General features: G+C 72.6%; 11 protein-coding genes and 1 tRNA gene. 6 read left to right on the plus strand and 6 right to left on the minus strand.

Going from position 1 to position 12,051, the window contains the following annotated elements; all coding sequences use genetic code 11:
• The first annotated feature begins 1 nt into the window (after nt 1).
• The 4 genes from ACZ4SF_RS10960 to ACZ4SF_RS10975 all read left to right on the plus strand — a co-directional run bounded on the left by ACZ4SF_RS10960 (nt 2) and on the right by ACZ4SF_RS10975 (nt 4,401).
• Nucleotides 2-1,177: an amidohydrolase family protein gene (locus ACZ4SF_RS10960; RefSeq protein WP_468381284.1), complete on the plus strand. Its 1,176-nt coding sequence runs from the start codon at nt 2-4 to the stop codon at nt 1,175-1,177.
• 7 nt (nt 1,178-1,184) lie between these two features.
• On the plus strand, nt 1,185-1,721 hold the full coding sequence (locus ACZ4SF_RS10965) for an NUDIX hydrolase family protein (protein ID WP_189889529.1): 537 nt from the start codon (nt 1,185-1,187) through the stop codon (nt 1,719-1,721).
• Between the two features lie 203 nt (nt 1,722-1,924).
• On the plus strand, nt 1,925-3,235 hold the full coding sequence (locus ACZ4SF_RS10970; protein WP_468381287.1) for a PP2C family protein-serine/threonine phosphatase: 1,311 nt from the start codon (nt 1,925-1,927) through the stop codon (nt 3,233-3,235).
• Nucleotides 3,236-3,381: 146 nt separating this feature from the next.
• Nucleotides 3,382-4,401 (plus strand): MASE1 domain-containing protein, encoded by a 1,020-nt coding sequence (locus ACZ4SF_RS10975; RefSeq protein ID WP_468381290.1) that lies wholly within the window; start codon nt 3,382-3,384, stop codon nt 4,399-4,401.
• A gap of 27 nt (nt 4,402-4,428) precedes the next feature.
• On the opposite strand, the gene ACZ4SF_RS10980 is transcribed toward ACZ4SF_RS10975, so the two are convergent.
• Nucleotides 4,429-4,505: transfer RNA gene (locus tag ACZ4SF_RS10980), tRNA-Pro, on the minus strand.
• A gap of 125 nt (nt 4,506-4,630) precedes the next feature.
• On the opposite strand from ACZ4SF_RS10980, the gene ACZ4SF_RS10985 reads away from it, so the two are divergent.
• Both ACZ4SF_RS10985 and ACZ4SF_RS10990 read left to right on the plus strand, forming a co-directional pair.
• Entirely contained in the window at nt 4,631-5,338 is a 708-nt protein-coding gene (locus tag ACZ4SF_RS10985) for a transketolase (RefSeq protein WP_468381293.1), read from the plus strand.
• Nucleotides 5,339-5,468: 130 nt separating this feature from the next.
• Nucleotides 5,469-6,389, plus strand: coding sequence for a transketolase family protein (locus ACZ4SF_RS10990; protein ID WP_468381296.1), 921 nt, complete (start codon nt 5,469-5,471; stop codon nt 6,387-6,389).
• Nucleotides 6,390-6,587: 198 nt separating this feature from the next.
• Here the strand turns inward: ACZ4SF_RS10990 and ACZ4SF_RS10995 are convergent, their stop codons facing one another.
• From ACZ4SF_RS10995 to tdh, 5 genes are all read right to left on the minus strand, one after another.
• Entirely contained in the window at nt 6,588-7,877 is a 1,290-nt protein-coding gene (locus ACZ4SF_RS10995; RefSeq protein ID WP_468381299.1) for an MFS transporter, read from the minus strand.
• Between the two features lie 217 nt (nt 7,878-8,094).
• Nucleotides 8,095-8,454, minus strand: coding sequence for an MmcQ/YjbR family DNA-binding protein (locus ACZ4SF_RS11000; protein WP_468381301.1), 360 nt, complete (start codon nt 8,452-8,454; stop codon nt 8,095-8,097).
• Nucleotides 8,455-8,719: 265 nt separating this feature from the next.
• A complete protein-coding gene (locus tag ACZ4SF_RS11005) occupies nt 8,720-9,622 on the minus strand; it encodes a LysR family transcriptional regulator (protein ID WP_201841770.1) in 903 nt (300 codons plus the stop codon).
• Between the two features lie 31 nt (nt 9,623-9,653).
• Nucleotides 9,654-10,847: a glycine C-acetyltransferase gene (locus ACZ4SF_RS11010; protein ID WP_468381304.1), complete on the minus strand. Its 1,194-nt coding sequence runs from the start codon at nt 10,845-10,847 to the stop codon at nt 9,654-9,656.
• Between the two features lie 65 nt (nt 10,848-10,912).
• Nucleotides 10,913-11,941, minus strand: coding sequence for an L-threonine 3-dehydrogenase (tdh, locus tag ACZ4SF_RS11015; RefSeq protein WP_468381306.1), 1,029 nt, complete (start codon nt 11,939-11,941; stop codon nt 10,913-10,915).
• Nucleotides 11,942-12,051 lie beyond the last annotated feature (110 nt).

A 12,051-nucleotide genomic window follows, 5' to 3' on the forward strand; every position in this document is an offset into this window, starting at 1 on the left:
GATGGCCATGCCGGGACCGCTCCACGAGACCCTTGCCGCGCTGCCGCTGGTGGACCACCACTGCCACGGCGCGGTGACCGCCGACCTGAGCGCCGGTGAGTTCGAGTCCCTGATCACCGAGGGCGAGGCCTGGCCCGGCATCTCGGCCTTCGACACCCCCGCGGGCGTGGCCGTCCGCCGCCACTGCGCTCCAGTGCTGGACCTCCCCCGGCACGCACCGCCCGCCGACTATCTGGCCCGCCGGGCGGAACTCGGCTGGCAGGAGGTCAACCGGCGCTTCCTGACCGCCGCCGGAACCGGCGTCTTCTGCCTGGACACCGGCTACGCCCCGCACCCGGTCACCTCCCCGGCGGAACTGGCGGCGGCGGCCGGCGCCACCGCCTGCGAGGTCGTACGGCTGGAGCAGATCGCCGAGTCGGTGGCCGCGCGGGGTGTGGAGGCGGGCGAGTACGCGGCCGTGTTCCGCGCCGCCGCCGAGGAGGCCGTACGCCGGCCGGGCGTGGTGGCGGTGAAGTCGGTCGCCGCGTACCGCACCGGCTTCGCCCTGGCCCCGGACCGCCCCACGGAGGCCGAGGTGACGGAAGCGGCCCGGTGCTGGCTGGCGCGGGGCGGCCGGCTCACCGACCCGGTCCTGGTCCGGCATCTGCTGTGGACCGCCGTCGGCCTGGAACTGCCGCTGCAGTTGCACACCGGTTTCGGCGACGCGGACGTACGGCTGCACCGCGCCGACCCCGTACTGCTCACCGACTGGCTGCACCGGACCGCCGGGACCATTCCGGTCCTGCTGCTGCACTGCTGGCCGTACCACCGCCAGGCCGCCTATCTGTCGGCGGTGTTCGAGCAGGTGTACCTCGACGTCGGCCTCGCCCTGCACCACACCGGACCGGCCCGCTGCCGTGCCGTGCTCGAGGAGGCACTGGAGATCACCCCGTTCCGCAAACTGCTGTACAGCTCCGACGCCTACGGTGTGGCCGAGTACCACCACCTGGGTGCCCTGTGCTTCCGGCGGGGCCTGGCCGATCTGCTGCAGCACCGTGTGGACGCCGACGAGTTGAGTCTGGCCGACGCCCTGCGGATCGCGGCATGGACGGGCCGCGACAACGCCCGCCGGCTGTACGGACCGCCCGTGTCCGAACCGGCCCGCGATCCCTGCGTGCGCCCCGCCCGGAAAGTATGATCAAGCAATGTCTGACATGACCGAGACCACGCCCGGCTGGCTGACCACGGACGAACTGGAAATGGCCAGGGCCCGGATGCCGATCCTGTACGTCGAGGCCGTGCCCGTGCGCGTGGACGACAGCGGCGAAGTCACCAGCATCGGAGTGCTGCTGCGCATCGGCCCGGACGGAACGGTCAGCCGGACCCTGGTCTCCGGCCGGGTCCTGCACCACGAGCGGGTCCGTGACGCGCTGCTGCGCCACCTGGAGAAGGACCTCGGCCCGGTCGCCCTGCCGCGCGTCCCCGCCTCCCTGCAGCCCTTCACGGTCGCCGAGTACTTCCCGACGGCCGGCATCACGCCGTACCACGACCCGCGCCAGCACGCGGTGTCCCTGGCGTACATCGTGCCCGTCACCGGCGACTGCCGGCCCCGCCAGGACGCGCTGGACCTGGTCTGGTTCAGCCCCCAGGAGGCCGCCTCCCCGGCGGTGCAGAACGAGATGCCGGGCGGCCACGGCGTCCTGCTGAAGCAGGCGCTCGCGCACGTGGGCCTGGCGTTCTGATCTCTGGGACACGGCGGACGGCAATGCCACAATCGAAGACGACACAGTGGACGGGAGTTGTGTCGGGAGGCCGGGATGTACGGCTGGTTCGAAGGGCTTGCCGGGCGGATCCGCCGTGATCCGCGGGCGGCCCCGGCCCGGTCCCCGGGCCGTGCGGCGTCCGTGATCGCGGGGAAGCACTGATGGCCGGTGAGAAGCCGTGGATGCAACCGCGGCAGCCCCTCCCCGACCTGCACCTGCGGCTGCGTTCCGAGCTGGGACGCATCGACGAGCAGCTGCGTGCCCTGCTGTCGTCCATGGACCGGCTGCAGGGCCTTCTGGACGCGGTGGTCGCCATCAGCCGGGAGGTGGAACTGCCCGCGGTGCTCCGCCGCATCGTGACCACCGCCATGGATCTGGTCGGTTCCCGCTATGGGGCGCTGGGGGTGCTGGACGAGTCGGGCGAGCGCCTGGAGCAGTTCATCTCGGCCGGTCTGTCCGAGCAGGAACGCCATGACCTGGCCTTGGTGGGTCTGCCGCGTGGTCTGGGTGTCCTCGGCCACCTGATCCGCTACCCCGAACCGCTCCGGGTCGACGACATCCCGGCCCATCCGTCCTCCGCCGGGTTCCCGCCGGGCCACCCGCGCCTGCGCACCCTGCTCGGCGTCGCCATCAGCGTGCGCGGCGAGATCTACGGCGATCTCTACCTCTCCGAGCGCATCGACGGCCGGCCCTTCGACGTGCATGACGAGAACATCGTCATCGCCCTGGCCGGGGCCGCCGGTATCGCGATCGAGAACGTCCGCCTGTTCGAGCGGGTGCGTGTCGGAGCCGAACAGTTCCAGCGGCTTCTGCTGCCCACCCTGCCCGACCTGCGGCCCTTCACCGCCGCCGCCATCTACCGGCCGGCCGCCGAGCCCAGCAGGCTCGGCGGGGACTGGTACGACGCCGTCCCCCTGCCCGACCACGTGGTCGCCGTCGTCATCGGTGACGTGGTCGGTCATGATCTGCGGGCCGCGGCCGCGATGGCGGCCACCCGCAACATGCTGCGCGCCCTGCTGCTCGACCGGAGCAGTCCGCCCGGCGCGGTCCTCACGCGGCTCGACCGGGCCCTGGAGGCCGTCACCGACCATCCCGTCACGACCACCACACTGGCCCACATCGAACCTGACGGGCCGGGCTGGCGACTGTGCTGGAGCACGGCGGGCCACGTGCCGCCCCTGGTGATCACACGTGACCGCCGCGCCACATATCTGCTCGCCGAGCCCGGGCTGCCGCTCGGCGTGGACACCGAGCAGCCCCGCCCCGACCACTCCCGCTTCCTGCCTCCGGACGCCACCGTCGTCTTCTTCACGGACGGACTCGTCGAGCATCCCGGCCACTCCATCGACCAGAGCCTGAACCAGCTCGCCGAGCTCGCCGCGGCGCACGCCTCGCTGCCCCTGCCGGAGTTCGTCCGGCTGCTGGCCGACCGGCATCCCAGCGACGGGCACGACGACATGGCCATCCTCGCCCTGCGCACCCCGCCCGCCTGACCTCCTGGCTCCGGCACCCGTGGCCGGTGCCGGACCGGCCGCGCCGCGAAGCGGGCTCCCGGCCCCGCGGCCCAGGGGTGGCGTGGAGGATCCGCCGGTTCCGGCGGATGATGGGCCTCGGGGCGATGCGAGACGGAGGTCGCCCGATGGCTGACGCCCGGCACGCGCGACTGCGGCGCAGTGGCTTGGCCGCCTTGCAGATCTGTGGTGTCGCGGCCCTGTACTTCGGTTCGGCCGAGGCGGGACTGCTGCAACAGCTTGTGCGCAGCCAGGTCACTCCGCTGTGGCCGCCGAGCGGTATCGCGGTGGCGAGCCTGCTGCTCTGCCGGTTGCGGATCTGGCCGGGTATCGCCCTCGGTGCCTTCCTGGCCAACATCTCGCTCGGGCCGTCACCCGCGGCCGTGCTCGCGATCACGGCGGGAAACACCCTGGCGCCCCTGTGTTCCTATCTGCTGCTGCGCCGTGCGGGCTTCCGTACCGAACTGGACCGACTGCGAGACGCGCTGGCCCTGATCTTTCTCGGTGCGTTCACCGGGATGCTGGTCAGCGCGACGGCGGGCAGCACGACCCTGCTCCTCGCCGGAGCGCTGAGCAGTCACGGCTTCTGGCCGACCTGGTCGGTGTGGTGGACCGGTGACGCGATGGGCGTGCTGGTGGTCACACCGGTCCTGCTCGTCCTGCGCTCGGTGCACCGGGCGAGGCACGTGCGGCCGTCCCGGTGGGTGGAGGGGCTGCTGCTCGTGGCGGCCACCGCCTGCGTCGGTCTGGTCGACACCAGCAGTACGCCGCTGCTGTTCCTCGGCTATCCGCTGCTGATCTGGGCTGCTTTCCGCTTCCAGCTGGCCGGGGCCGCACCCTGCGCGCTGGCCGTGTCGACCTTCGCGATCGTCGCCGCTGCCCGCAGGACGGGCCCGTTCGCGGGGCACGACCTCGTCACCAACATGATCACCCTGCAGGCGTTCAACGGCTCCGCCGCGCTGACCGCGCTGCTGCTCGCGGCGGTCATCGGTGAGCGCAACCAGACCGAGCGGGAGATCGCGCGAGCCTGCAACGAGCTGGCCCGGATGGTCACCAGGATCTCGACGGGCGACCAGCGCCCGGAGCTGCCCGGCCAGGAGAGCGAGCAGGAGGAGCAGACACGACAAAGGCCGTCTCCTCTGAGTTGAGAAGACGGCCTCCGACCGGCCAGAAGCTGGTCGGGACGACAGGATTTGAACCTGCGACCCCTTGACCCCCAGTCAAGTGCGCTACCAAGCTGCGCCACGTCCCGGTGCCGTTTGACCTGGGCTTTCCCCGGCCGAACGCGCAGAGAAACAATACCGCACTCGGATCGGTGGTCGCGCGCCACTTTCTCCCGTTGACCTCAAGCTTGGTCGAGGTTGCACGATCGTCTGCATGACGATCACAGCGGACGAAGGCCGTGTGTACGGCTACGACGACCTGTCCCGGCTGATGGGCACGATGACCGGTGACGAGAAGCACGGCCCGGCGGCCACCTCCACCCTCGACGTGCTGTGGGTGCTCTACGACCGTGTGCTCCGGGTCGCCCCGCACCAGCGTGACGACCCGGCGCGGGACCGCTTCCTGCTGAGCAAGGGGCACGGCCCCATGGCCTACTACGCGGTGCTGGCAGCCAAGGGATTCGTCCCGGTGGAGTGGCTGCCGGGCTTCGGGTCGTACGACTCCCCGCTCGGCCATCACCCGGACCGGGTGCTGGTGCCGGGCGCCGAGATCGGCAGCGGGTCGCTCGGGCACGGGCTGCCGATCGCCGTGGGCACCGCGCTGGGCCTGCGGGCGCAGGGGCTGGACGATCCGGCGGTCTGGGTGCTGATCGGGGACGCCGAGCTGGACGAGGGCAGCAACCACGAGGCGATCGCGTTCGCCGGGCCTGCCGGGCTGGACCGCCTGCACACCGTGGTGATCGACAACTCGTCCGCGAGCCATGCGCTGCCCGGCGGGATCGCCGGCCGGTTCGAGGCCGCGGGCTGGTCCGTGATGACCGTCGACGGGCGCAACCACGATGAGTTGTACGCCGCGTTCACCGCGCCGCATCCGGGCCGGCCGCACGTGGTCGTGGCCCGCGTCGAGCCGAAGAACGCCTGACCCCGTCGCTGCGCCGCGGCACCAGGTCGCTGCGCCGCGTGCACCCCCTCGCCCCGTCGCCTCAGCCGTATCTGCCTCCTCAGCCGTATCTGCCCCCTCAGCCCTCTTGCCTCAAGGAAAGGGTCCTCCGATGGACACCATGCGTGACCGCTTCGCCCCCGTCGTCTCCCGGATGCTGGATGAGGACCCGCGGGTCGCCGTCGTCCTCGCCGAGATCGGTGCCGCCGGCTTCCAGGAGGCGATGCGCCGACATCCCGACCGGGTGATCAACGTCGGCATCCGGGAACAGCTGATGGTCGGGGCGGCGGCGGGGCTGGCGCTCACCGGACTGCGGCCCGTCGTGCACACCTTCGCCAGCTTCCTCGTGGAGCGGCCGTTCGAGCAGGTCAAGCTGGATCTGGGGCACCAGGACACCGGGGCGGTGCTGGTCAGCGCCGCCGCCTCCTTCGACTGGCCGGCCGGCGGCTTCACTCACATGGCCCCGGGCGACGTGGCCCTCCTGGACACGCTGGACGGCTGGACCGTGCATGTGCCGGGGCATCCGGACGAGGCCGAGACACTGCTGCACCACGCGGTCGCCGCGGGCGACGACAGGGTGTACGTGCGGCTGTCCGTGCAGTCCAACAGGGCGGGGCGGGTGATCGACGGGCAGCATTTCCTCCCGGTCCGTCAGGGCCGCTCCGGTGTGGTCGTCGCCGTCGGACCGATGCTGGACGCGGTCGTCGACGCCACGGAGGGCCTGGACGTGACCGTGCTGTACGCGACGACCGTACGGCCCTTCGACGCGGCCGGCCTGCGCCGCGCGACGGAGGCGGCGGGCACGGACGTCGTGCTGGTCGAGCCGTACCTCGCCGGGACGTCGACGGCCGCGGTGAGCGAGGCACTGTCCGACGTCCCGCACCGGGTGCTCGGTCTTGGCGTGGGCCGCCGCGAGCTGCGCCGCTACGGCACGATCGAGGAGCACGTGGCCGCGCACGGCCTGGACCCGGCGTCCCTGCGGGAACGGATCGGCCGCTTCGTGGCAGCCGGGCGGGTGACGGCCGTCGGGTGACACCGGGGGGCAGGGGGTGGGTGCGGTGGCGGAGGGAAACCGGGACCACGGGGGCTGGTGACGGCGGCCCGGCGGCGCCTGGGCTCAGGGGGCACGTGCGGTGACCGGAAGAACCCCGTGGGCTCGGGGGCGCATGGCGGCCGTCGGACGAAACCCCGGGCTCGGTGGACGGATGGCTGCGGACCGTAGGCCCCGGGCTCAGTGGGCCGGCGGGTTCGTGTCGGCGCGGACCAGGTTGCGTATCGCCGGGACCGCGAGCAGGGCGGCCGCCACGACCAGGCTCGTCGCGCCGGCGATCAGCAGCACCCGGTCGGCGCCCAGTGCCCCGGCCGCCGGGCCCGCGAGGGCCTGGCCGACCGGCATCATGGCGAGCGAGCCGGCGACGTCGTAGGCGTGGATGCGATTGAGGACGTCGGCCGGAACCTGGGTCTGGACGCTGGTCGCCCACATCACGCTCCAGAACGACAGGCCTGCGCCGGCGAGAGCGGCCCCGGCCGCCATGGCCGGTACGCCGAGGCCGGCGCCGACGGCCGCAGGGAAGCCGAAGAAGGCGAAGAGGGAGATGCCGCCCGCGCGGAGCATGTGGCGGGGCCGGAGCCGGAGGGCGAGCAGACCACCGACGACCGTGCCCGCGCCGAGCGCAGAGTTGACCAGACCGTAGACGCCCGGGCCGTGCTGCCGGACCACCTCGGTCGCCACCAGCGGCACGGTCGGCCCCCATACGGCGATCATGTAGAGACACCAGACCGCGATCACCCCCCACAGCCACGTGCGGGAGCGGAACTCCCGCCAGCCGTCGACGAGATCGGCGCGGAAGGCGCGCAGTCCGGAGCCGGTGGCGGCGCGGACGGCCGCAGGGAGCGGGGGCAGGCGGAGCAGCAGCAGGCACAGGGCGCTGACCGCGTACGTGGCGGCGTGCGCGGCGAAGACACCGCCCGGTGCGGCCAGGCCGACCAGGACTCCGGCGACGGCCGGTCCGGCCAGCTGTGCGGCGGACTCGGCGATGCGGATCGCGCCGTTCGCGCCCTGGACGTCGACGGCGAGGCGGGGCACCGTGCTCGCGACGCCCGGCTGGAACACGGCACCGGCCGCGCCGTTGGCGACACCTATGGCGCAGATCTGCCACAGCACCACGTGACCGGTGAAGAACAGGCCCGCGGCGAGCGCCTGGGTGCCGAGCCGGACGAGGTCGGCACCGATCATCAGCCTGCGTGTGCTGAACCGGTCGGCGATGACCCCGCCGAAGACGACCAGGCCGGCGAACGCGGCCGCCGTGGAGGCCATGGCGAGGCCGACCGCGCCCGCGCCGTACCCGTGCTCCAGCAGGCCGGCCGCGAGGGCCACGGGCAGCATGGTGTCGCCGAGACGGGCGACGGCCCGGGCCACGAAGAACAGCGCGAAGTCCCGCGACCAGACGGCAGGGACCCCGCCGGCGTCCCTGCGCACACCGCGGGCTGCGATGCCGCGCCGTGAATCCGTTCCGGTCATCCCGAGTGCTCCCCTCCCTGCCCGGCGGCGCGGCCCGGCCGCTGCCTCGGCCGTCAGGCGTCAGGCGTCAGGCGTCAGGCGTCAGACCATCGAACCCCTGGGCCGACAAGCCCGCTTCATCGGTGCCGCGTACTGTTCCCACCCCGCCGGTACCACGCCTCCCGCACCTCCCACGCGCGGGATCATGCCACGCCCCGGCCCGCGCCCACCGGGATTTTCATGCCTCGGTCGGCAGCCCCAACTCGGGGTGGGCGTCCAGGAGTCGGGGCGGGGCGGCCTGGCGCCAGGAGTCGGCGAGGATGTCCCGCAGCTCGCCCTCGTCCTCCAGGGCGGTGAGTCTCACTCTCACCCAGGCGAACTGGGCCTCGTGTTCGGCGATCCAGAACTTCTCCGGTTCCGCCAGGACCAGTTCGTCGCGCTCCTCCTTGGGACACCGCACGGCGATGGAGGTCTCGTCCTCGGGCAGGGTCGCGAACATCTTGGCGGCCACCCGGAACGTGGGCATGCTCCAGGCGATCTTCTCCGTGGTGTCCGGCAGGGACAGGGCGATTCGGCGTACGTCTTCGGCATCCGGCATGCAACGCACCGTAGCCCCTGCCACTGACAGTCACCCCCGCCGGAGCCCACAGCCGCTGGTGGCAGAGGGGTGTGGGACACGGTTCGCCCGCCGGGCCGGCCGCATGGGGATGATGCCGGCCGAGCGGTACGGGTGCTCGGCCGGGCTGCCTGTCTCGGTGTCGAGTTGGAGCAGGGTGCGGCCGGCGGCCGCGGCGGCATGTACGGCGGTGCGCGGCGGCATGTACGGCGGTGCGCGGCGCAGACACGGTGCGGTTACGGAAGCCTCAGGCCTGCGCCGCCTCGCCCAGTGCCTGGAGCACCGGGCGGATCAGCGGGTGTTCCTCGGCCCCCCGGCGTACGGCCGCGAAGACCCTGCGGGTCGGGGCGACGCCGTCGACGGGGCGCACGACCACGCCGCTGAGGTCCATGCCGCGCAGCGCCGAGCGCGGCACGAGGGCCACGCCGACGTCGGCCGAGGCGAGGGCCACGACGGCCCGGAAGTCGTCGGAGGAGTGTTCCAGGCGCGGCTCGAACCCGGCGCTCTCGCAGGCGAGGACCACCACGTCGTGGCAGGGATTGCCGGGGTACGGGCCGATCCACGGATCCTTGGCCAGTTCGGCGAGGGGTACCTCGGGTGCGTCCGCCAGACGGTGTCCCACGGGGACGACCGCGTCGAACGGCTCGGCGTAGAGCGGCACGTGGGTCAGGCGGGGGTCGTCGGCGGGCGGTGCGCCCCGGTACTCGACGGCCACCGCGACGTCGACCTGCCGGTCCAGGACCATGGGCAGGCTGGCGTCGCCCTCGGCGTCCTGGACCCGGATCCGTATGCCGGGCGCGGCGGCGACGAGGCGGGCCACCGCCGGGGCCACGACCTGGGCGATGCCGGTCGCGAAGGCCGCCACGGTGACCGTGCCCGCCTCGCCCGAGCCGTACGCGGCCAGCTCGGCCTCGGCACGCTCCAGCTGGGCGAGGACCGCATGGGTGTGGTTGAGCAGGATCTCGCCGGCCGGGGTGAGCCGCACGCCCTTGGCGCCGCGCTCGACCAGGCGGTGCCCGGTCTCCTGCTCCAGGGCCGTGAGCTGCTGGGACACGGCGGAGGGGGTGAGATAGAGCGCGGCGGCTGCCGCCGTGACCGTGCGGTGGTCGGCCACCGCACGGAGGATGTGGAGCCGCCGTGCTTCGATCATGCCTTCCAGTATCCCAGGGCGGCCGCCCTGGTCAGGCCTCCAGCTGGGCGCGCGCCGCGATGAACGCGTCGACCGCGCGGTTGACGTCCGCCGTGGAGTGCGCGGCGGACAACTGGACGCGGATCCGGGCCTGGCCCTGCGGGACGACCGGGTAGGAGAAGCCGATCACGTAGACCCCGCGCTCCAGGAGCAGCTCGGCCATGCGGGCCGCCTTCGCCGCGTCGCCGATCATGACGGGCGCGATGGCGTGGTCGCCGGGGAGGATGTCGAAGCCCGCCTCGGTCATCCGGCTGCGGAACAGCTTGGTGTTGTCGGCGAGCCGGACGCGCAGGTCGTCGGCGGACTCCAGCAGGTCGAGGACCTTCAGGGAGGCGGCGGCGATCACCGGTGCGAGGGTGTTCGAGAACAGGTAGGGGCGGGAGCGCTGGCGCAGCAGGGCGACGATCTCGGCGCGGGCGGCGACATAGCCGCCGGAGGCGCCGCCGAGGGCCTTGCCGAGGGTGCCGGTGATGATGTCGACGCGGTCCATGACGCCGTGCAGCTCGGGGGTACCGCGGCCGGTCGGGCCGACGAAGCCGACGGCGTGCGAGTCGTCGACCATGACCATCGCGTCGTACCGGTCGGCGAGGTCGCAGATCTCGGCGAGGGGGGCCACGTAGCCGTCCATGGAGAAGACGCCGTCGGTGACGATCAGGCGGCGGCGGGCGTCGGACGCCTCCTTGAGCTTGGCCTCCAGGTCCGCGAGGTCGCGGTTGGCGTAGCGGAAGCGGCGGGCCTTGGACAGGCGGATGCCGTCGATGATGGAGGCGTGGTTGAGGGCGTCGGAGATCACCGCGTCCTCCTCGCCGAGCAGGGTCTCGAAGACACCGCCGTTGGCGTCGAAGCAGGAGGAGTACAGGATCGTGTCCTCCTGGCCGAGGAACGCCGACAGCCGGGCCTCCAGCTCCTTGTGCACCTCCTGGGTGCCGCAGATGAAGCGGACGGAGGCCATGCCGTAGCCCCAGCGGTCCAGGGCCTGGTGCGCGGCGGCGATGACCTCGGGGTGGTCGGCGAGGCCGAGGTAGTTGTTGGCGCAGAAGTTGAGGACCTCGCCGGGGCGGCCGCCGGCGCTGACGTTCACGGTCGCGGACTGCGGGGTGTCGATGACCCGCTCGGGCTTGTGCAGGCCGGCGGCGCGGATCTCGTCGAGGGTGGCGCGCAGGTCGTCGCGGACGGATTCGAACATGGGTGCTCCTGAAAGTGCTGACGGGTGAGGGAGTTCGCGGGCTACGGCTGAGGCGGTGCCACGGCTCACGCGGTCCAGTCGAGGATGACCTTGCCGCCCTTGCCGCTCGCGGCGTCGGCGAACGCGGCCTCGAAGTCGCGGTAGTCGTACCGGCCGGTGATCACCGGGGCGAGGTCGAGGCCGCCCTCCAGCAGCACCGACATGGCGTACCAGGTCTCGAACATCTCACGGCCGTAGATGCCCTTGATGGTGATCATCGAGGTGACGATCCGGGCCCAGTCGACCGGGAACTCCTGCGCGGGCAGGCCCAGCATGGCGATCCGGCCGCCGTGCGTCATGTTGGCGATCATGTCGCGCATGGCCTCGGGCCGGCCGGACATCTCCAGGCCGATGTCGAAGCCCTCGCGCAGGCTCAGCGCCCGCTGTCCGTCGGCGATGGTGGACTCGGCGACGTTCAGGGCGAGGCTCACCCCTATCTTGCGGGCGATCTCCAGGCGCTCCTCGCTGACGTCGGTGATGACGACGTTGCGGGCGCCGGCGTGGCGGGCCACGGCGGCGGCCATCAGGCCGATCGGGCCGGCGCCGGTGATCAGCACGTCCTCGCCGACCAGCGGGAAGGACAGGGCGGTGTGCACGGCGTTGCCGAAGGGGTCGAAGATCGCGGCGATGTCGAGGTCGACGGGGACGCGGTGCACCCAGACGTTGGGCGCGGGCAGGGCGACGTACTCGGCGAACGCGCCGTCGCGGCCGACACCGAGGCCCACGGTGGCGCGGCAGAGGTGGCGGCGGCCGGCCAGGCAGTTGCGGCACTTGCCGCACACCAGGTGGCCCTCACCGCTGACCCGGTCGCCGATGCGGATGTCGGTCACGTCGCGCCCGGTCTCGACGACCTGGCCGACGAACTCGTGTCCCACCACCAGCGGCGTGCGAATGGCCTGCTGGGCCCAGCCGTCCCAGGACCGGATGTGCAGGTCGGTACCGCAGATACCGGTCCGCATGACCTTGATCAGTACGTCACCGGGGCCGATGGCGGGCTCCGGGACGTCCGTCAGCCAGAGCCCCGGCTCCGCCTTCTGCTTGACCAGCGCCTTCAACGCAACGGCTCCTGTGGGTGAGGCCCGGGCCGTGGGCATGCCGAAGAAGCCCGCACCGGGTCAGAGGGGTGGAATCACCTTGCAATCTGCCGTACGCGCGGGCGGGGGTC

It is taken from the genome of Streptomyces sp. NPDC027663, assembly GCF_055566415.1.